Source organism: Streptomyces sp. NPDC031418, from assembly GCF_055581605.1.
In genome coordinates, this window is record NZ_JBVIJC010000032.1 from 96,516 (window position 1) to 116,474 (window position 19,959).

The following is a 19,959-nucleotide window of genomic DNA, read 5'->3' on the forward strand; positions in this document are numbered from 1 at the left end:
TGGTCCTCCTCGGTGGAGACTCAACGGAGTCGGCGCAGATAAGGGTCCTGCGGCCCACGCGGCACCAGCCGCACCCGCGCGTCGAGCACGGAGATATCGGCCGTGGTCGCCAGCACGGGGTTGAAGTCGACCTCGGCGAGCTGCGGCCGGTCGGCCGCCATCCGGGACAGGCGCAGGAGCAGCTGCTCCAGCCCTTCGAGGTCGGCCGGCCCGCTGCCGCGCGCTCCGAACAGCAGCGGCGCGCAGCGCGGCGCGGTGATCAGGTCGTGCACATCGTGGTCGGTGAGCGGGGCGAGTCGGGCGGCGTGGTCGCCGAGGACCTCGGTCGCGGTACCCCCGAGCCCGAACAGCACGAGCGGGCCGAAGACCTCGTCCTGGACGACGCCCGCGAACAGTTCGGTGCCGCGCGCGGCGAGCGGCTGTACGACCACACCGGTGAGCAGCCCCGCGAACCGGGTCTCGAAGTCCCGGAAGGCGGCCCGGACTTGGGCATCGCCCTGGAGGTCGAGACGCACGGCCCGCTGCTCGCTCTTGTGGACCAGTCCCGGCCAGTGGGCCTTCATCACCACCCGGCCGTCCGGACCGCGCAGCCGCCGGGCCGCGAGGACGGCATCGTCCTCGGTCTCCGCCCACGCCCACGGGATCTGCGGGATGCCGTAGCAGGCCAGCATGTCGGCACAGATGCGCGGGTCGAGCCAGCCCCCGTCCGGATGCGCGGCCAGGAAGGTGTCAGTGATCTCCCGGGCACGGGTGGTGTCGATGCCGTCGAGTTCCGGGACCGTGCCCACGGGCCGGGCGAGCCAGGCCGCGCGGCGTGCGGCGTGCGCCAGCGCACGTGCCGCCGCCTGAGGTTCGGCGTACGAGGGGATGGTGCCCGCGTCGGCGGCGGGCAGCAGCTGGACCGGCAGGCCCTGTTCGAGGCATACGGCGACGACCGGCTTGGCCCGGTGCGCGGGGGCGTCGGTGAGTGCCCGGACGAGGTCGTCACCGGTCGCGGCGGCGACCGCCGTGGGTACGAGGGCCACCAGTACGGCGTCGATGCCCGGGTGGAGCGCCAGCCGGTCCAGGCAGTCCGCGAGCTGCTCCTCCGTGACCACCGCGGTGGCGTCCACGGGGTTGCCGGCCGCCGCACCCTGCGGGAGCACGGCGAGCAGGTCGTCGACGACGTCAGCGGCCAGCGGCGGCAGGGCCAGTCCCGCCTCTGTGCAGGCGTCGGCAGCGAGGACGCCCGCACCGCCCGCGTTGGTGACGATCGCGACCCGGGTTCCCGCGGGGAGCGGCTGGGAGTGCATCAGGGCAGCGGTTTCCAGGAGTTCACCGACCGAGCGGGTGGCGGTGATGCCGGCCTGCGTGAACAGTGCCTGCCGGGTCATGGTGCGGGTGGCGGCGGCCGCGGTGTGGGAGGCGGCGGCCCGGCGACCCGCCTCGGTACGGCCCGCGTCGACGGTCAGTACCGGCATACGGCGGGTAACGCGGCGAGCCGTGCGGGAGAACGCGCGGGGGCTGCCGAAGGACTCCAGGTGCAGCAGGGCGAGTTCGGTACGGCCGTCGCTCTCCCACCACTGGAGCATGTCGTTGCCGCTGACGTCGTACTTGTCACCGAGCGAGGCGAAGGACGAGACGCCGATGCCGAGCCGGGACAGCCCGTCGAGCAGGGCGATGCCGACCCCGCCGGACTGCACGGCCACGCCAGCGGTACCGGGGCGGGGGTGGTCGGCGGCGAAGGTGGCGTCCAGCCGCAGGTCGGGGTCGGTGTTGGAGATGCCGAGGCAGTTGGGTCCCACCAGGCGCATGCCGTGGGTGCGGCAGGTGGCCAGCAGCGCCTGCGCCTGGCCGGCGTCGAGACCGGCGGTGACGACGAGCAGCGCCCGGACGCCGGCCTTGCCGCACTCCTCGGCCGTGACCGGGACCACTGTGGCCGGGACGGCCACGACCACCAGGTCGGGGGTCTTCGGCAGCGCGCTCACGGACGGGTACGACGGCACGCCGAGGATGTGGTTGGCACTCGGGTTCACGGCGAACAGGCGGCGGGTGTAACCGCCCTCCTTCAGGTGGTGCAGGATCCCCCGGCCGACCGAGCCGGGTTTGCGTCCGGCGCCGACAACAGCGACCACGTTCGGGCACAGCAGCGGCTCGAGGCTGGCCACGTCGGCGGCCCGCCCCCGGGCCTCCACAGCCGACAGATAGGCGTCGTCCGCGTCGAGCCGGATGGTGCAGCGCACCTCGGGCCCCTCGAAGTGGCGGGCGGTGCGCAGGCCGAGGTCAGCGAAGAGCCGGAGTATCTCGCGGTTCTCGCTGAGCGCGTCGGCGGTGAAGGTGGTGATGCCGTCGGCCCGGGCGGCGGAGACCAGGTGCTCGACGAGCAGGGTGCCCACTCCGCGATGGTGCAGACCGTCGCAGACGGCGATGGAGATCTCGGCTTCGTCCTTCCCGCCCGCCGTGTCGTACGCGGCGAGTCCGATCACTCGACCGTGCGTCTCGGCCAGCAGGGCCCGGTGGCCGGGGTGCGCCGGGGCGCAGGCCCGGTCGGCGGCCAGAGCGGCGGACCGGGGGCTCATCGAGAAGAACCGGAGGCGGAGGTTCTCCGGGGACATCGCCTCGTAGAGCCCCTGCACCTGGTCGTGGTCGGCCGGGGTCACAGGCCGGATGCACACGGTGCTGCCATCCATGAGCAGGGCGTGAACCGGGGGGCGGTTGAGCACGGCGTCCGACATCGGGGATCTCCTCCAAGGCTCTCGGTGGTTCGAGCATCAGACGGACCACGACGGGATCCCATGGGCTGTGCGGAGGTCCTTCGAGGGCCGGTCGGCCCTTCTTCCCCGGGGTGCGTGTCCGTGGATCACCGGTTTGGCAGGGATGTGACCGGACGAACGCCGCCAAGGAACGGTCACCACGGTCATGTGTGCGTACAACTTCGGGCACGGGAGGCCACTACATGACTTGTCATGGCAGAACTGCGCGGTTTGCGTTGGGATGACCTGTCTCAACGTGAGCCTGGGGGGCCGAGGACGAGAATGAACGACTTGATCGAAACAGCACCATCTGATCCCGCCTGCGCGAGGGAACCCGGCACGTGCCGGTGCGGCGCCCGGGCCCCCGGTGGCGTTCCGGGCGCCGCCGAGGAGAGGTTCAGGGGGCTGCTGGAAGCGGCGCCGGACGCCATGGTCATCGTCGACGACACCGGCACCATCCGCCTCGTCAACGCCCAGACCGAAGCCCTCTTCGGCTACCAGCGCGAAGAACTCCTCGGCCACCCCGTCGAACTCCTCGTCCCCCAACGCTTCCGCACCCACCACACCGCCCACCGCAACGGCTACGCCCACAACCAGCAGGTCCGCCCCATGGGCGCCGGACTCGACCTCTACGGACTCCGCAAGGACGGCACCGAGTTCCCCGTCGAAATCAGCCTCAGCCCCCTGGAGACCACCGACGGCCTCCTCGTCTCCGCCGCCGTACGCGACGTCAGCGAACGCAAAGCCGCCGAGGAGAGGTTCAGGGGGCTGCTGGAAGCGGCGCCGGACGCCATGGTCATCGTCGACGACACCGGCACCATCCGCCTCGTCAACGCCCAGACCGAAGCCCTCTTCGGCTACCAGCGCGAAGAACTCCTCGGCCACCCCGTCGAACTCCTCGTCCCCCAACGCTTCCGCACCCACCACACCGCCCACCGCAACGGCTACGCCCACAACCAGCAGGTCCGCCCCATGGGCGCCGGACTCGACCTCTACGGACTCCGCAAGGACGGCACCGAGTTCCCCGTCGAAATCAGCCTCAGCCCCCTGGAGACCACCGACGGCCTCCTCGTCTCCGCCGCCGTACGCGACGTCAGCGAACGCAAAGCCGCCGAGGAGCGCATCAACGAGCTCGCCGCGCTGGTCGAGTCATCGCAGGACGCCATCCTCGCGAAGACCCTGGACGGCCACATCACCTACTGGAACGCCGCCGCGCAGCGGCTGTACGGGTTCACGGCGGACGAGGTCCTGGGCCGGCACGTGTCCATGCTGGCGCCCTCCGCGAGGAACCACGAGATCACCGCGCTCCTGGAGCGGCTGCGCCGGGGCGAGAAGGTCGAACACTTCGAGACGTTGAGGCTCACCCGCTCCGGGAAGCTGCTGGACGTCGACGTCACCCTGTGGCCGACCCGGGCCGCGGACGGCGCGGTCGTCGGGGCGTGCGCGATCGTGCGGGACATCAGCGACCGCAAGCGCGCCGAGGCCGAGTTGACGGAACTGTACGAGCAGCAGCGGCACATCGCCCTGACCCTGCAGCGCAGCCTGATGGGCACGCCGCCCGCCATCCCCGGCCTCGCCACCGCCAGCCGCTATCGCCCCGCGACCCAGGGAGCCGGTGTCGGCGGTGACTGGTTCGACCTGATCCCACTGGGCGCCGGCCGAGTGGGCGTGCTGATCGGCGATGTGATGGGCCGGGGCCTCGAGGCCGCGGCCGTCATGGGACAGCTTCGCTCTGCGGCACACGCGTTGGCCAAGACCGGGCTCCAGCCACGGCAACTGATGCAGGCGATGGACACCGTCGTCGCCGATCTCGATGTCCCCGACCAGCTGGTCACCTGCTGTTATCTGGTCATCGCCGCCGACGCCGGGGAGGTGACCGTGTGTTCCGCGGGCCACTTGCCGGTTCTCGTCTCCGCCCCCGGTGCACGCACCCGGCCACTCCCGGCACCCGTGAACGCACCCCTCGGCGTCGGTGGCGTGATCTACGAACAGTGCTGCCGCACCATCGAGCCCGGCGCCACCCTCGTGCTCTACACCGACGGCCTGATAGAGACCCCCGGCACGGACATCGAGGACAAGCTCACCCAGCTCGTCGCCACCCTGGACGAGCTGCCGACCACGGTGCCCGACCTGGAGACCGCCGCCGACCACGTCCTGTCCACGCTGCTGCCCGACGCGGACGGCCACGACGACGTCACGCTGCTGCTGACCCAGCTGCCCGCAGCTCCACTGGCCACGGCCACCACCGACCTGCCCGCCGCGCCCGAGTCCGTGCCGGCGGGCCGCGAGTTCCTCGGCAAGGCACTGAGCACATGGGACTGCGCGGACACGGCGGATGACGCGCTGCTGCTGCTTTCGGAAGTCCTCACCAACGCCGTGCAGCACGCCCAGGGCCCCATCGGGGTGCACGTGTGCCGCACGGACACCGATCTCACCGTGGAGATCAGCGACCGCAGCCCCCACCTGCCGCAACCGCGCCTCGCGGCGGAGGACGAGGAGTCCGGGCGCGGCCTGCTGCTCGTTCGTGCCCTCGCCGACGACTGGGGCGTACGGCCGATGGACCACGGGAAGACGACCTGGTTCAGCCTCAAGCTGTAGAGCCGCCGTATCTGTGTGTGCGGGCTCCGTTTGCCGTCACTCGGAGACCAGCTGCGTCAGGTCCAGCAGCCGGTTGGTGTAGCCCCATTCGTTGTCGTACCAGCCGAAGACCTTCGTGAGGGGGCCGCCCGCCTGGGTGAGCGCGGCATCGAAGATGCAGGAGGCGGGGTCGCCGATGACGTCGCGGGACACGATGGGCGCCGTCGAGACGCGCAGGATGCCGTTCAGCGGGCCCTCCGCCGCCGCGGCGAAGGCCGCGTTGATCTCGTCGGCCGTGGCCTCGCGGTTCAGCACCACCGTGAGGTCGGTGAGCGAGCCGTCCTCCACGGGCACCCGGACGGCGATCCCGTCCAGCGCACCGGCCAGCTCCGGCAGTACGAGGCCGACGGCGCGAGCGGCACCGGTGCTGGTCGGGATGATGCTCAGTGCCGCCGAGCGGGCTCGGCGCAGGTCCTTGTGCGGGCCGTCGAGCAGGGACTGGTCGTTGGTGTAGCCGTGGACGGTGGTCAGCAGGCCGCGGTCGATGCCGAAGTTCTCGTCGAGCACCTTGGCCATCGGCGCGAGGCAGTTGGTGGTGCAGGAGGCGGCCGAGATGATCCGGTCACGGTGCCGGTCGTAGGTGTCGTCGTTGACGCCCATCACGAGGGTGGCGTCCACGCCCTTGCCTGGCGCCGACAGGAGGACGGTGTGGGCGCCGGCCTTCAGGTGCAGGGCCGCGGCGTCGCGGTCGCGGAAGCGGCCGGTGGACTCGATGACGATGTCGGCTCCGTAGTCGGACCAGTGCAGGGCCGCCGGGTCGCGCTCGGCGGTGACGGCGATACGCCGGCCGTCGACGGTGATCGAGCTGTCGTCGTGGAGGACATCGCGTCCGATGTGCCCGAACGTCGAGTCGTACTCCAGGAGGTGCGCGAGGGTGCCGGGCGGGGCGATGTCGTTGATCGCGACGACGTGGACGTCCTGGGTGCCCGCCTCCGCGCGGTCCAGGGCCGCGCGGAGATAGGTGCGGCCGATGCGGCCGAAGCCGTTGATGCCGACACGTACGGTCATGGTGAGGAGCTCCTCTACAGTCGGGGGCCTACCGTGGTCGGAAGTGACTCAGCGAGTCGTCGGGTGGAGGCGGCATGGCCGTTAAGAAGGCGGCGAAGCTGCCGCGCGAGATGTATGAGAAGGAACTTCTGCGTCTGCAGACCGAGTTGGTGAAGCTGCAGGAGTGGGTGCGGGCGGAGGGTGCTCGGCTGGTCGTGATCTTCGAGGGGCGGGACGCGGCCGGCAAGGGCGGCACGATCAAGCGGGTCGCCGAACACCTGAACCCTCGGGTGGCGCGGATCGCGGCGCTGCCGAAGCCGACCGAGCGTGAGCGCACGCAGTGGTACTTCCAGCGGTATGTGGAGCACCTGCCGACGGCCGGGGAGATCGTGATGTTCGACCGGTCCTGGTACAACCGGGCCGGGGTCGAGCAGGTGATGGGCTTCTGTACGAAGGAGGAGTACCAGCTCTTCCTGCGGCAGTGCCCGATCTTCGAGCGGATGCTGGTGGAGGACGGGATCCTGCTGCGCAAGTACTGGTTCTCGGTGAGCGACACCGAGCAGCAGGAGCGGTTCCGGCGGCGCCTGGAGGATCCGCTGCGCCGTTGGAAGCTGTCGCCGATGGACCTGGAGTCGATCACCCGCTGGGAGGCCTACTCACGGGCCAAGGACGAGATGCTGGTCCACACCGACATCACCGAGGCGCCCTGGTACACCGTCGAGAGCGACGACAAGCGCCGGGCCCGGCTGAACATGATCGCCCACCTGCTGGGCTCGATCCCGTATCAAGAGGTGTCGCCGCCGGTGCTGGAGCTTCCGCGTCGGCCGCCGTCGACCGGCTACGAGCACCCGCCGCGTGATCTGCGGACCTACGTGCCCGATCACGCGGCGCGCCTCTGAACAGCCGGTCACCTCGCTCATCCCCGCTGGGGGACGACGGCGACGGGGCAGACGGCACGGTGCAGCACCGCGTGGGCGACACGGCCGAGTTGCTGGAGGCCATGGTGGCCCTCGCGGCGCCGGGCCCCGACCACGAGCAGGTCGGCGTCGGCCGAGGCACCGAGCAGCACCTGGCGGGCGTGCCCCTCGACGGTACGCCGACGCACCTCCACATCAGCCGGGACGTCCCGCAGCGCCACTTCCAGCATCGCTGCGGCTCGTTCCTCGTGCAGTCGGGCCGGTTCACCCGTCGGCAGGGGGTGGTCGGCCGTCTCGTGTGCGGGGCAGCGCCAGGCCCGGACGGCCTCCAGCGGCACGCCTCGGCGCCGTGCCTCCTCGGCGGCGAAGTGCATCGCAGCCGCGTCCACCGGCTCCTCGCCCACGCCCACGACGATGCGGCCGTGTCTGCCGGGTACGGCCCGGTTGTCGTGGCTGCCGCGCAGCACGATCACGGGGCAGTGCGCGTGGCCGGCCACCGTCACGCTGACGGAGCCGAGGAGCGCCTCGGCCAGGCTGCTGCGGCCCCGTGAGCCCAGAACCATGGCAGCGGCGGTGCGGCTTTCCCGTACCAGCGCGTACTCGGGTTCCTCGGGCAGCACGTCGAGGGTGACCTTCACGTCGGGTCGGCGGGTACGGACTCGGCGTGCGGCGGTCTCGACGATGTCCTCGGCCATCACCTGTTCGGGGGGCTGGCCGAGACCGTCCGCAAGTGAGGTGCCTTCGTAGCGTTCCCAGAGCGAGGCGTACACCAGCCGCAGCGGCAGATCGCGCAGGACGGCTTCGTCGGCCGCCCAGTCGACGGCGCGCAGGCTCGGCTCGGAGCCGTCGACGCCGACGACCAGGGGCAGTTCCATCGTGCTCACCTTCCAGCGTCCAGGTCGAAGACGATCCGAGCCTTGATGTCACCGCGCAGCACGGCGTCGATGGACTCGTTGACGGAGGCCAGCGGGCGGGTCTCGTAGATGACCTCGGTCCGGTCGGCGGCGTGGAGCTGGAAGACCTCGGCGAGGTCCTGCCGCGTGCCCACGATCGAGCCGATCACCGAGGTGCCGTTGAGGACGGTGTCGAAGATCGGAACTTGAATCGTGCCGTGTGCGGGCAGGGCCACCATGACGAGCTTTCCGCCTCGCCGCAGACCGGAGTTGACCGCCTCGAACGCGGCCGGGTTCACCGCAAGGGCGATCGCGGCGTGGGCGCCGCCGTGCTTCTTCAGTTCCTTGCCGACGTCCTGCTTGCGGGCGTCGATGACGAGGTCGGCGCCCAGTTGCGCGGCCAGTTCGAGCTTGTCGTCGGTGACGTCGATGGCCGCGACGGTGGCTCCGGCGATCTTGGCGTACTGCAGGGCGAGGTGGCCGAGGCCGCCGACGCCGGAGATCGCGACGAGTTGGGTGGGCGGACGTCGGCGACCTTGAGGGCCTTGTACGTGGTGACGCCGGCGCAGGTCAGTGGGGCGGCGTCGAACGGGGTGACGCCGTCGGGCACGGGCTGGGCGAAGTCGGCCCAGGCCAGCGTCTTCTCGGCGTAACCGCCGTCACAGCCGTACCCGGTGTTGATCTGCTGCTCGCACAACGTCTCCCAGCCGGACAGGCAGTGCTCGCACCGCCCGCACGCCCTGCCGAGCCACGGCACGGCGACCCGTTGCCCGACGGACAGGTGGGTGACACCCTCGCCGAGCTTCTCAACGAGGCCGACGCCTTCGTGGCCGGGGACGAAGGGTGGGGTGGGCTTGACGGGCCAGTCGCCGTGGGCCGCGTGGATGTCGGTGTGGCACAGCCCGGAGGCCTCCACGCGGATGCGGACCTGACCGGGGCCGGGTTCGGGGTCGGGTCGTTCCTCGATGACCAGGGGCTCACCGAAGGCTCGTACGACCGCTGCCTTCATGATCTGTTCACTCCTCTGGCGGGGTGCATGGGTGGTCTCTCAGTCGTGGGCGACGACGGCGACGGGGGCGGTGGAGTGGTGCAGGACGGCGTGGGTGACGGTGCCGATGTGGGCGCCTACGGAGGAGTGGCGGATGCGGCGGCCGACGACGACCAGGGAGGCGTCGTGGGAGGCGTCGATCAGGAGGAGCGAGGGGCTGCCGTACTGCGACTGCTCGACGACCTCGACGTCGGGGTACTTCTGCCGCCAGGGGCGCAGCACCTCGCTCAGGATAGTGGCGTCGCCCTTCGCCATCTCCCGCTCGACCGCGGGCTCCAGGGCCATGCCATAGGCGTAGTAGGGCGGCGGGTTCCAGACGTGCACGACCCGCAGCGGCACCGAGCGTCGCGCCGCGGCATCGAAGGCGAAGCCGATCAGCGCCTCGTCGGGGCCGGCGACGTCGAGCCCGAGGACGACGGGACGGAACGCCGTGGCCGCGGACGGGATGCCCGCGGGGTCCCTCTCGTGCTCGTCCGCGGCCTGCTCGCCGGCGTGGACCAGGACGACGGGCCGCTCGGAGTGCGCCACGACCGCGAGACCGACCGAGCCGACCAGGAAGCCGCCGACGCCGCCCAGGCGGCGTGAGCCGAGGACGAGCATGTCGGCGTCCTTCGCCGCGTCGACCAGGGCTTCGGCGGGGCGTCCGGTGAGCTGCTCGGTACTCACCTCGACTCCGGGGTGGCGCAGTCGCAGACCCTCGGCGCACTCGCGGGGGATTCTCCCGGTCCAGTGCTGGTGCGTCTCGGCACCGAGGAGGGGGGCCTGGGCCATGGGCGGCGGGACGGGCTCCCATACCTGGACGAGCTTCACCGGCAGTCCGCGCAGTTTCGCCTCGCGGGCCGCCCATTCCGCGGCGGCGCGGCTCTCGGGCGAGCCGTCGAGACCCACCATGATGGTGCGGGGCATGTTCTCCACCTCCTGAATCGGGACCGAGGAGCCCGATTCCAGCGTCGTGTTCGGGGGATTGACGGGGCAGGGGCCGCTGGTCCTTCAGCGAGGACCACGGGCTCCGCACCCGGGTCGGCGGGACGCGCCAGGAGCGAGATCCGTCCCGCCGCGTGCGGGTCAGCGCAGCAAGGCGTGGTCGCGGACGATCGGCAGCCGCGCCCACAGCCGGCCCGGGCCCCAGGTGGCGCCCCGGTGAGGGTGCTCGTGCACGGCCATGATGGTGATCCCTTCGGGGGTGTGTGAATCGTCTTCTCCTTGACGTCTCTCACTCTCGTCCGATGCCTGACGTCACGCCGGATGCCGTAGGTCTCCATCCATTGGGCTGAAGGTCCCTGCATGCGCCGCCCGTTGGCTGGAGGTGGCGGACCGGGCAGGTCGAACACCGGGCGAGTGTCATGGACGATCGCCCAGCCATGGATGCCGCCCAGGCACGGAGGGCGGCACATGGCTGGGGGCGCGGGCAGACGGTCTTCGTGGTGGCGTCGGCTGGTACCCGGCCTCGACGCCCGGCTCGGTTACCGGGCGCTCGTGGCTGAGAGGCGACCTGCTGCCCGGCGTGACGGTGGCGGCGTATCTCGTGCCGAATCACGAACCCGGACCGGACGCCAACCAGGAGTTCCTGGCCCTGAACGCGGCCGACCTCGGTGCGGGCGCCCTGCACGGATTTCCGGTCGGCAGCAGCGCCAGCCATACCGCGCTCGCCACCCGGACGGGCGCCCGCAGCCAGGGCTGTTCGCTGGTGTCCGGAGCGGCGGTCCTCGCCGTCCTGCTGTTCGTGAGCCCCCTGCTGAGCCGGACCCCTTCGGCGGTGCTGGGGGGCTCGTCGTGTACGCGGCCGTCCGCATGATCGACCCGACCCGATTCCGCGAGTGGCCTCCTACCGCACCGCGAACTCCTGCTCGCCCTCGGCTGCATGGCCGGCGTACTCGCTCCGGACATCCTGTACGGGGTGATCGTGGCGGTCGGCCTGGTGGTGGCCGCAGCGCTGACGCGGGTGGCGCGACCCCACGACGCGGTCGAAGGGCTGGTGCCCGGGTTGGCGGGCCTGCACGACATCGATGACGATCCGCAAGCCCGCACGATCCCGGGCCTGCTGGTCTACCGCTACGACTCTCGCTGTTCCTCGCCCGTGCGGGGGACTTCCGGCACGGGGCCCTGGCCGCCGTCGACCAACAGAGCGTGCCCGTCCGCTGGTTCGTGCTGAACGCCGAGCCGAACGCCGAGGTCGACATCACGGCGCTCGACGCGGTCGACGAGCTGCGCCGTGAACTCGGCCGCCGCGGCGTTGTGTTCGCCCTGGCCCGGGTCAAGCAGAACCTGCTGGACGACTTGAAGGCGTGCGGCCTGGCGGACTCCGTGGGTACGGATCTCATCTTCCCCACGCTGCCACCGCGGTGGCCGCCTACCGCGAGTGGAATGGCGAGCGACAGGAACCGGTCCTGGACACGCGACACGGAGGCGGACCGGCCGCCCCTTCTGTCACCCGACCGTGAGGTCCGGCCGGATCAGCGTGCCCGACCTGCCGTGGACGATCTCGTAGGCCGCGTCCAGGGCACCGATCGCGGCCAGACCGCCGGTGTGCTCGACGAACCGGGCAGCCGCCTCGGTCTTGGGGCCCATCGAGCCGGCCGGGAAGCCACCGCGCCGCAGGTCCCGGGGGGTGGCGTCGAGCAGCGGATGCTGGTCGCCGGTGCCGTAGCCCTCGTAGACGTAGGGGACGTCGGTGAGGATGAGCAGGAAGTCGGCCTTGAGGTCCTCGGCGAGCAGGGCTGCGGTGAGGTCCTTGTCGATGACGGCCTCCACCCCGGACAGTGCGCCGGTGTCGCGGTCGGCGGTGACGGGGACCCCGCCCCCACCGGCACAGATCACCAGGGTCCCGCTGTTCAGGAGCTCGTGGATGGTGTCGGTCTCCAGGATGCGTTCGGGTGCGGGTGAGGGAACGACGCGCCGCCAGCCGGTGGTGTCCCCGGCAATGTGCCAGCCCCGCTTGCGGGCCAGCTTCTCGGCCAGCTGGCGGGAGTACACCTGGCCGACGAACTTCGTGGGCCGTTCGAAGGCGGGATCGTCGGTCCGCACGAGGGTGTGCGTGACGAGGGCGGCGATCCGGTGTGCGGGCAGAGCGTCGTGCAGGGCACGGGTGAGCAGGGAGCCGATCATGCCCTCGGTCTGGGCACCGAGCAGGTCCAACGGGTAGGGGGCGCTGAGTGCGGGGTCGGCCTCGCTCTCCATGGCGAGCAGCCCGATCTGCGGGCCGTTGCCGTGGGTGATGACCAGTTCGTGCTCGTGGGCGAGTTGGGCCAAGGCGGAGGCGACACGGTCGACGTTGGCTTGCTGGACGGCGGCATCGGGCCGTTCCCCGCGGTGCAGCAGGGCGTTGCCGCCGAGGGCGACGACGATACGCATGGTTCAGTCCTCCAGAGTGGCGACGAGTACGGCCTTGATGGTGTGCAGGCGGTTCTCCGCCTGGTCGAAGACGATCGAGGCGGGTGAGGAGAAGACCTCGTCGGTGACCTCGAGCCCGACCAGGCCGTAGGCCTCGAACAGCTCCTGACCGAGCCGGGTGCGGTGGTCGTGCAGGGAGGGGAGGCAATGCATGAACTTCACGTCCGGGTTGCCGGTGAGGGCGAGCGTCTTGTCGTTGACGTGGTACGGGAGCAGCAGCTCGATCCGTTCCCGCCAGGTGTCGGCCGGTTCGCCCATGGAGACCCAGACGTCCGTGTGCAGGAAGTCGGCACCCTGCACGGCGGTCTCGACGTCCTCGGTCAGCGTGATACGCGCCCCGCTTCGGCGGGCCTCTTCACGGCACGTGGCGACCAGCGCGGCTTCCGGCCACAGCGCCTGGGGCGCGGCGATGCGCACGTCCATGCCGAGCAGCGCGCCCATCGACAGCAGCGATTTTCCCATGTTGTTGCGGGCGTCGCCCAGGTAGCAGTAGCTGACGTCCGTGAGCGGCTTGGTGCTGTGCTCCCGCATGGTGAGCATGTCGCACAGGCTCTGGGTGGGGTGGGCCGTGTCGGTCAGCCCGTTGTACACGGGGACGCCGGCGTGGGCGGCGAGTTCGGCGACGATCGACTGCTCTGAGCCCCGGTACTCGATGCCGTCGAACATGCGGCCGAGGACGCGGGCGGTGTCGGCGATCGACTCCTTGTGGCCGACGTGGGTGTCGCCGGGGCCGAGGTAGGTGGTGCGGGAGCCCTGGTCGGCGGCGGCGACCTCGAAGGCGCAGCGGGTGCGGGTCGAGGTCTTCTCGAAGATCAGGGCGATGTGCTTGCCGGTCAGCCGTGGCTGTTCGGTGCCGGCGCGCTTGGCCGCCTTGAGGTCGTGGGCGAGATCGAGGAGGTGGTGGATCTCGGTGGCGGTGAAGTCGAGTTCGCTCAGGTAGGAGCGGCCTCGCAGGTCGACGGTCATGAGGGTGTCCTCACCGGGTCAGGCGACCGGATCGCGCTCGATGGGGCAGCTCATGCAGCGGGGGCCGCCGCGGCCGCGGCCGAGTTCGGCGCCTGCGATCGTGACGATCTCGATGCCCTGCTTGCGCAGGTAGGTGTTGGTGGTGACGTTGCGCTCGTAGCCGACGACGACGCCGGGTGCGAGGGCGAGGAAGTTGCTACCGTCGTCCCACTGCTCACGCTCGGCGTTGCGGATGTCCTGGGGAGCCGAGAGCATCCGCACCTTGTCCAGGTCGAGGCCCTCGGCGAGCGCGGTCGCGAGATCGGAGTTCGCGGTGACGTCGAACCCGGTCTCGCGCTCGGAGCTGGGCCGCAGCGTCCAGGAGCGCAGGGAGTCGGCGAGGCCGGGGTAGATGACGAAGGCGTCGCGGTCGACCATGGTCAGCACGGTGTCCAGGTGCATGTACGCGCGGGCCGCGGGCAGTTGGACGGCGATCAGCGTGCTCGCCGTGCCGGTCGCGAAGAGCCGGGCGGCCAGGTTCTCCACGGCCTGAGCCGTGGTGCGCTCCCCCATCCCGACCATGACGGCGCCGTTGCCGAGGACGTGCACGTCCCCGCCTTCGAGGGTGCCGACGGGTCCGTCGAGGAAGGGGGCGGGCGCGACGTCGGCGAACATCGGGTGGAACCGGTAGATGGCCTCGGCATGCAGGCTCTCGCGTCGCCGGGCCGGCTTGGCCATCGGGTTGACCGACACCTGGTCGTACACCCAGCAGGAGTTGTCCCGCGGGAAGAGGTGGTTGGGCAGGGGGGCGAGGGCGAAGTCGTCGGGGCCGAGCGTGTTCCACACCAGGCTGTGCGGGGTGGCGAGCGGCAGATCGCTCTTGAGGAGCCCGCCGATCAGATAGCCGGCGAGCGTCTCCCCGTCGAGTTCGGCGCACAGTTCGCGCACCGGGTCGATGAGGGCCGGGCCCACCGTGCCGGGAGTGACGACCCGGTCCAGGAGCCAGTCACGCGCCTCGGGGACGTCAAGGGTCTGGGCGAGCAGGTCGGCGAAGTAGTGGACGCGGGCACCGTGGTCGCGCAGAACCTGGGCGAAGGCGTCGTGCTCCTCGCGGGCCTTCTTGGCCCACAGGATGTCGTCGAAGAGCAGGGCGTCGACGTTGCGCGGGGTGAGGCGGGAGAGTTCGAGGCCGGGGCGGTGCAGGATCACCTGGCGCAGACGGCCGGTCTCGGAGTCGACGTGGAAGGTGTTCATCGGGGAGGTTCCTCTGTGCTGGGGGCGGTCAGTCGTGGTGGCGGAAGTCGTTGCGCTTCCGGGCACCGCTGACGCGGCTGGTCCGGAGCCCTCGGGAGAGCCGCTGGGCCGGCGGGGGCGTCTCGGGTGCGCGTTCCGACCGGTCCACGGTCGCCGCGGTCCTCGGCACCGTGGCCTCGCCGAAGGTGTCCTGCCCCCGCTTCAGCCAGACGTAGACGGGGACACCGAGCAGCACAACGAACAGGCCGTAGTACACGGTCTGGTAGCCGCTTCCCTGGATCGACCAGTACGAGAACGCGAGGGCGAGCGCGGCGACGGTGATGTCACGGGCGAGCCTGCGGGGGCTGAGGCTGTCCCGGCCGCGGACCAGCAGCCAGTACAGCTGGGCGGCGGCGGAGAACAGGTAGGGGATCACGGCCGTCAGCACGCTGAGCAGCACGATCTTGGTGAAGACGTCGTCGAAGCGCGTGTAGCTGAACACGGTGATCAGTGAGGCCAGCACCGTCGAGGCGACGATACCGAAGGCCGGGACGCCGCTCTCACCGCGCAGCCGGGCGAAGGGCTGCGGGAACAGTCCGTCGCGAGCGGCCGCGTACGGCATCTCCGCGCACAGCGTGGTCCAGCCGTTCAGGGCGCCGATGCCGGAGATGATCGCGGCGACGGCGACGATGTCTCCGGCCCAGCTGCCGCCGAAGATGTTGTTCGCCGCGTCGGTGAAGGGAGCGGTGGATGCGCCCAGCTTGCCGTGTGCGACGGTGCCGAAGACGGCGAGGGTGCCCAGGATGTAGATGACGGCGCAGATGAGTGTGCCGTAGACGGTGGCGCGGGGGACGTTGCGCTCCGGGTCGCGGACCCGGCCGGCGACGACGGAGGCCGCTTCCAGGCCGAGGTAGCTGAACAGCGCGATGGCGCCGGCAGCCGAGATCGCGCCCAGCGCCGACTGGCCGCTGGCGTTGAACGGGCCGAAGTTGCGCGCGTCGATGAACAGCAGCCCGACGGTGGCCATGAAGATCAGCGGGACGAACTTCAGCACGGTCGTGATCATCTGGAAGGCGCCCGTGTTCCGGATGCCGGTGAGGTTGACCGCGGCGGGAATCCACAGCCCGACCAGCGCGAGAAGCACCGAAATCCACTTGCGATGGCCCGTGTTGACGAACACCTCGAGGTAGCCGACCCATGCCACGACGATGGCCGCGTTTCCGGCCCAGGCCGTGATCCAGTACGACCAGGCGTTGAGGAACCCGGTGAACTCGCCGAAGGCCTCGCGGGCGTAGACGTACGGACCACCGCTCGCCGGAACGCGCTTGGACAGCGCCCCGAAGGTCAGTGCCAGCGCGAGCGCGCCGAGGGTGACGGCGATGAAAGCGACGAGGGAGATGGGACCGTACGGGGCAAGTGCGGAGGGCAGCGCGAAGACTCCGGTACCGATGATGCTGCCGATGACGAGAGCGGAGGCGGCGGGGAGGCCGAGCGCCGCTGTGGGCGCTGTCCCCTTTCCGCCTCCTGGGGTTCTGGGCATGGCTGAGGCTCCTTAAGAACCGCTGTGGGTGAGTCGATCCGCGACTGATCTTTCTGTCCCTCAACCGCACACGGTCAGCGGCCACACGGCCCCTGCGCGACCCCGATGGTCCCGCTGCCGTGGGCCTGGACAGCCCAACTCGTCCGCATCCCGGTGCTCCTGGTCACAGGACATAGGCCGTTCGGTCCACGGCATGGCCCGCCCAGCCCCGTGGTCAGCACCATGTCGAGCTCGACAATCGAGGGCAGGAGCCAGGGCCGGCTCGCAATGCGATGCCAACCGGCCGACGGTGCCATGTCCTTACGGCTCGTTCGAGATGGGGCTCGCACACCCCATGAGCCGCGAGGGCTTCCGCGCGAGTCTCGTGTTGGGGAGGCACGGTCCTCGCGCCACGGCCGCCGCCCTCACTGACACGGGGGCGGCGGCCGTCTTCACTGCCATCTGGTCTGTCCGAGCTGTTCGCGCCGCACGTGTGGCACCTGGGCGCCACAGCGGCGACCTGTACTACCCGGAGCCGGTGCTGGACCTCTACGCACCGTACGGCGCCGGAAGCGCCGTATGAGCGGCCCGGCCTGACGAAGGAGTCCCAGTGTCCAGCACCCCGCACATCGTCAGTGACGACATGTCCCACACGGTCGCCGCCGTCGGCCCGCAAGCCGCCTTCGAGGAGATCGTGCGGCTCATGCGGGATTGGAAGGTCAGCGCCCTGCACGTCCTCGAGGGCGACGGCCGCGTGGTCGGCGTCGTCTCCGAGGCCGACCTGCTGCCCAAGGCGCGGTTCCGCGACAGCGACCCCGACCGGGCGACCCAGCTGTGCCGTCTCGACGACCTGGCCGAGGCCGGTGGCCTCACCGCCCAGGACCTGATGACCTCCCCCACCCTCACCGTCCGCGCGGACGCGACACTCGCCCAGGCCGCACGTGCCATAGCGCACGCCAAGGTCGAGCGCCTACCCGTCAGGGCCTCGTCAGCCGCGCAGACCTGCTGAAGGTGTCCCTGCGGACGGATGAGGAGATCGCCGAGGAGGTGCGGCGGGAGGTCGTGGCGAAACTCTTCCCTGAGCCGGTGTCAGCTGCGCGGGTGGAGGTGCGGAACGGTGTCGTGAAGCTCATCGGCCATGCCCGGGACACATCCCTGGTCCCGGTGGCTGCGCGCCTGGTCCGGGCCATCGAGGGTGCAGTCGACATGGAGTTCGGTCTGACGCGCTCGCAAAGCCCCAAGAGGTCGACCGCCGCTCCTGCGAACGGCGGCGAAACCCTGTCTCCGGCCTGACCGGCAGCTCCTTGCAGAACAACAGCGGGAGCCTCACGAGGCCGCCCTGGCCCTCCACCACCCCGCGTCGACTCCGGGACTTCAGTGCCCTTCCTGCCGCTGACGGTCCTGGACCCGGGTGGCGATGACGGCAGCCTGGATACGGCGCTCGACGCCGAGTTTGGCCAGCAGACGAGAGATGTGGTTCTTCACCGTCTTCTCGGCCAGGTAAAGCCGCTGGCCGATCTGGCGGTTGGTCAGTCCCTCACCGATCAGGGCCAGGATCTCCCGTTCCCGCTCGGTCAGGCCCTGCAGTCCGTCGGGCTGCTGCTCCTCCTGCTGGCCGCCGCGCAGCCGGGCCATCAGCTTGGTGGTGGCACTGGCGTCCAGCAGGGACTTGCCGGCGGCCACGGTGCGTACGGCGGACACCAGGTCCGAGCCCTGGATCTGCTTCAGGACGTAACCGGACGCGCCCGCCATGATCGAGTCGAGCAGTGCCTCCTCGTCGTCGAACGAGGTCAGCATGAGGCAGGCGAGCTCGGGCATGCGTGAGCGGAGTTCCCGGCACACGGTCACGCCGTCGCCGTCGGGGAGACGGGCGTCCAGCACCGCCACCTGCGGGCGCAACGCGGGTACCCGCACCAGTGCCTGCTCCGCCGTGCCGGCCTCGCCGATCACCTCGATGTCCGGCTCGTCGTTCAGCAGGTCGCGCACTCCGCGCCGTACCACCTCGTGGTCGTCCATCAGGAAGACCCGGATCGGGTTGCCGGCGCCGGGCTGCTCGCTGTCCGCCATCACACTGCTCCCTGGTTCCGCGTTGCGTACCGATGTCCGCTCGTGGACGGAATCGGCCCTCAGTGTCGAGATCTTTTCCTGCACGGGGCCGAAGGGCCAGGGCCGGTCGGCCCTGTTCTCCGCACATCGTGTCCCTCGGCCGTGAGACATCACAACCACCAGGGATGAAACGGCCAACTGTTGTGAACCAGACATTCGCCCGGTGAACTCGCCACCTTAGGAGTGAAGGTCCCACGGCCCCGCCACTGGGGCCTGACAGCCCTGGGCCAGGACCCGGTGCCCGCAGAAGCCTGGAGCCGCTGCGAAACGATCAGAAGGAGCCGAGCACATGACTCCAAGGACACCAGCACCCAGGTCACCAGGGCGGTGGCACATCACGCCGAGCGGCCCTGGTCCGCCGGGGCCGAGCTGGTCGTAGGGAACACCCCCGTAGTCGTGCATGTCCAGGAGGCCACCGGACACGAGCTGACGGACCGGCTTACGAGTTGGTGCGTGATAGCGGGTGAGGCGTGTTCGCCCTACTCGCGGTCGTTTTCAGGTCATGACGGTGCGGTCGGAGACGAGGCTGGCGATGGCTCGGTAGGTGTCGGGCAGGCGATCACGTCGGTGGGTCCAGCGGATCAGTTGCTTCCAGCGTTTGTGATCGGCCAGGGCGTGCTCGACGGTGATGCGGTCGGATGAGTGGCCGTGCCGATCGCGTTCCCACTGTTCGACTCTGCCGGGCAGTGCTCCGGGGCGTGGCTTTCTGGGCGGGGTGAGTGCCTGGCCGGGATGGTCACGGCTCAGGCCCAGGTAGCCGTCGTCGAGTAACACTTCGACCAGGTCGAAGTGCTGGAAGCAGCTGGTGATGCCCGCGGTGCGAGCCGCGGTCGCATCGTGCATCCGTCCCGGCCGCAGGCCATCGGCCCATAGAGTGCGGCCCCGGCTGTCTGCGATAACGGTTGCCTTCATTGTGTTCTGCTTCCTCTTGCCCGACACGAATGCCCGTCTGCCGCCCCGCCCGGCGGCCGGCCGTCGGACCTGCACCTCGGTGGCGTCCAACCTCAGCTCGACACCCTCGGCCTGGGCGTAGGCGAACACGTCCTCCAGCGTTCGAAGCCGCATGCCAGGCCTGTCGGGAACAGCAAAGCCCCGCTCGGCCAGCAGCCGACGCATCTCACCGACGGCCCGGGTGACGGTCGAGCGATCGACACCGAACAGCACTGCCAGCACAGCGTGCGGCAGATCGTGTCGCAGATGAATCAGCGTGGCCAACAGCCGGTCCACAAACACCAGCCGATAGCGGGCACCGGCACCCTGCGCACGTCTTCGCACACCGCCTCGTTGCTGGAAACGCCGCCCCTCCACCGCGGCTGCCCACGGCCGGGCCAACTCCTCAACGAGCGACGCAAGATGAGCCATCGAGACGCCCGTGAACAACGGATGCGCCAACACCGCCCGATCGACCATGCCCCTCACCACACGAGCATGCCCGCCCGCTATCACGCACCAACTCGTTAGACGTCATTTCACTTGGCTAGTCGGCGGTGGCATATGAGGGTCGCGGCGATGGCTGTGAAGGCGAGGAAGTGTTCCGGCTTGCGCTCGTAGC

The 19,959-nt window shown here is 70.4% G+C and carries 12 protein-coding genes and 3 pseudogenes; 4 read left to right on the top strand and 11 right to left on the bottom strand.

Going from position 1 to position 19,959, the window contains the following annotated elements:
* Positions 1-20 precede the first annotated feature (20 nt).
* Positions 21-2,714: a bifunctional acetate--CoA ligase family protein/GNAT family N-acetyltransferase gene (locus tag ACZ5CZ_RS35220; protein WP_385847735.1), complete on the bottom strand. Its 2,694-nt coding sequence runs from the start codon at positions 2,712-2,714 to the stop codon at positions 21-23.
* A 309-nt stretch (positions 2,715-3,023) separates the two neighbouring features.
* Here ACZ5CZ_RS35220 and ACZ5CZ_RS35225 point away from each other — a divergent pair, with 309 nt between their 5' ends.
* Positions 3,024-5,330, top strand: coding sequence for a SpoIIE family protein phosphatase (locus ACZ5CZ_RS35225; protein ID WP_468948752.1), 2,307 nt, complete (start codon positions 3,024-3,026; stop codon positions 5,328-5,330).
* Positions 5,331-5,366: 36 nt separating this feature from the next.
* Here ACZ5CZ_RS35225 and gap read toward each other — a convergent pair whose 3' ends face one another.
* Positions 5,367-6,377: a type I glyceraldehyde-3-phosphate dehydrogenase gene (gap, locus tag ACZ5CZ_RS35230; RefSeq protein WP_385847733.1), complete on the bottom strand. Its 1,011-nt coding sequence runs from the start codon at positions 6,375-6,377 to the stop codon at positions 5,367-5,369.
* A 74-nt stretch (positions 6,378-6,451) separates the two neighbouring features.
* Between gap and ppk2 the strand changes: the two genes are divergently transcribed.
* On the top strand, positions 6,452-7,255 hold the full coding sequence (gene ppk2 / locus ACZ5CZ_RS35235) for a polyphosphate kinase 2 (protein ID WP_385847732.1): 804 nt from the start codon (positions 6,452-6,454) through the stop codon (positions 7,253-7,255).
* A gap of 17 nt (positions 7,256-7,272) precedes the next feature.
* Here ppk2 and ACZ5CZ_RS35240 read toward each other — a convergent pair whose 3' ends face one another.
* The 3 genes and pseudogenes from ACZ5CZ_RS35240 to ACZ5CZ_RS35250 all read right to left on the bottom strand — a co-directional run bounded on the left by ACZ5CZ_RS35240 (position 7,273) and on the right by ACZ5CZ_RS35250 (position 10,120).
* A complete protein-coding gene (locus ACZ5CZ_RS35240) occupies positions 7,273-8,148 on the bottom strand; it encodes a universal stress protein (protein ID WP_385847731.1) in 876 nt (291 codons plus the stop codon).
* A gap of 5 nt (positions 8,149-8,153) precedes the next feature.
* A pseudogene (locus ACZ5CZ_RS35245) lies at positions 8,154-9,175 on the bottom strand (zinc-dependent alcohol dehydrogenase).
* A 39-nt stretch (positions 9,176-9,214) separates the two neighbouring features.
* Positions 9,215-10,120, bottom strand: a complete 906-nt coding sequence (locus tag ACZ5CZ_RS35250) for a universal stress protein (RefSeq protein WP_468948757.1) — start codon at positions 10,118-10,120, stop codon at positions 9,215-9,217.
* A 634-nt stretch (positions 10,121-10,754) separates the two neighbouring features.
* Here ACZ5CZ_RS35250 and ACZ5CZ_RS35255 point away from each other — a divergent pair.
* Positions 10,755-11,655: pseudogene (locus tag ACZ5CZ_RS35255) on the top strand (SulP family inorganic anion transporter); the annotation flags it as partial.
* On the opposite strand, the gene ACZ5CZ_RS35260 reads toward ACZ5CZ_RS35255, so the two are convergent.
* Genes ACZ5CZ_RS35260 through ACZ5CZ_RS35275 form a run of 4 tightly spaced genes read right to left on the bottom strand, consistent with a single transcriptional unit; the run spans position 11,642 to position 16,322 of the window.
* On the bottom strand, positions 11,642-12,565 hold the full coding sequence (locus ACZ5CZ_RS35260) for a carbamate kinase (protein ID WP_385847729.1): 924 nt from the start codon (positions 12,563-12,565) through the stop codon (positions 11,642-11,644). The pseudogene ACZ5CZ_RS35255 and the gene ACZ5CZ_RS35260 overlap by 14 nt on opposite strands.
* Before the next feature lie 3 nt (positions 12,566-12,568).
* Positions 12,569-13,570 carry an ornithine carbamoyltransferase gene (gene argF, locus ACZ5CZ_RS35265; protein ID WP_385847728.1) on the bottom strand — a complete coding sequence of 334 codons (1,002 nt, stop codon included), beginning with the start codon at positions 13,568-13,570 and terminating at the stop codon, positions 12,569-12,571.
* Between the two features lie 18 nt (positions 13,571-13,588).
* Positions 13,589-14,803, bottom strand: a complete 1,215-nt coding sequence (locus ACZ5CZ_RS35270; RefSeq protein ID WP_385847727.1) for an arginine deiminase — start codon at positions 14,801-14,803, stop codon at positions 13,589-13,591.
* Positions 14,804-14,831: 28 nt separating this feature from the next.
* Positions 14,832-16,322: an APC family permease gene (locus ACZ5CZ_RS35275; RefSeq protein WP_468948760.1), complete on the bottom strand. Its 1,491-nt coding sequence runs from the start codon at positions 16,320-16,322 to the stop codon at positions 14,832-14,834.
* 589 nt (positions 16,323-16,911) lie between these two features.
* Between ACZ5CZ_RS35275 and ACZ5CZ_RS35280 the strand changes: the two are divergent.
* Positions 16,912-17,594: pseudogene (locus ACZ5CZ_RS35280) on the top strand (CBS domain-containing protein).
* An 81-nt stretch (positions 17,595-17,675) separates the two neighbouring features.
* Here ACZ5CZ_RS35280 and ACZ5CZ_RS35285 read toward each other — a convergent pair.
* Positions 17,676-18,368: a response regulator gene (locus ACZ5CZ_RS35285; protein WP_385847725.1), complete on the bottom strand. Its 693-nt coding sequence runs from the start codon at positions 18,366-18,368 to the stop codon at positions 17,676-17,678.
* Between the two features lie 534 nt (positions 18,369-18,902).
* On the bottom strand, positions 18,903-19,817 hold the full coding sequence (locus ACZ5CZ_RS35290) for a transposase family protein (protein WP_385847724.1): 915 nt from the start codon (positions 19,815-19,817) through the stop codon (positions 18,903-18,905).
* Positions 19,818-19,959: the final 142 nt, after the last annotated feature.

What these genes read in the sequence shown, in the direction of transcription:
- ACZ5CZ_RS35220 (WP_385847735.1), bottom strand. Translation starts at nt 2,714, where the DNA reads ATGTCGGACGCCGTGCTCAACCGCCCCCCGGTTCACGCCCTGCTCATG.
- gap (WP_385847733.1), bottom strand. Translation starts at nt 6,377, where the DNA reads ATGACCGTACGTGTCGGCATCAACGGCTTCGGCCGCATCGGCCGCACC.
- ppk2 (WP_385847732.1), top strand. Translation starts at nt 6,452, where the DNA reads ATGGCCGTTAAGAAGGCGGCGAAGCTGCCGCGCGAGATGTATGAGAAG.
- ACZ5CZ_RS35240 (WP_385847731.1), bottom strand. Translation starts at nt 8,148, where the DNA reads ATGGAACTGCCCCTGGTCGTCGGCGTCGACGGCTCCGAGCCGAGCCTG.
- ACZ5CZ_RS35250 (WP_468948757.1), bottom strand. Translation starts at nt 10,120, where the DNA reads ATGCCCCGCACCATCATGGTGGGTCTCGACGGCTCGCCCGAGAGCCGC.
- ACZ5CZ_RS35260 (WP_385847729.1), bottom strand. Translation starts at nt 12,565, where the DNA reads ATGCGTATCGTCGTCGCCCTCGGCGGCAACGCCCTGCTGCACCGCGGG.
- argF (WP_385847728.1), bottom strand. Translation starts at nt 13,570, where the DNA reads ATGACCGTCGACCTGCGAGGCCGCTCCTACCTGAGCGAACTCGACTTC.
- ACZ5CZ_RS35270 (WP_385847727.1), bottom strand. Translation starts at nt 14,803, where the DNA reads ATGAACACCTTCCACGTCGACTCCGAGACCGGCCGTCTGCGCCAGGTG.
- ACZ5CZ_RS35275 (WP_468948760.1), bottom strand. Translation starts at nt 16,322, where the DNA reads ATGCCCAGAACCCCAGGAGGCGGAAAGGGGACAGCGCCCACAGCGGCG.
- ACZ5CZ_RS35285 (WP_385847725.1), bottom strand. Translation starts at nt 18,368, where the DNA reads ATGGCGGACAGCGAGCAGCCCGGCGCCGGCAACCCGATCCGGGTCTTC.
- ACZ5CZ_RS35290 (WP_385847724.1), bottom strand. Translation starts at nt 19,817, where the DNA reads ATGGTCGATCGGGCGGTGTTGGCGCATCCGTTGTTCACGGGCGTCTCG.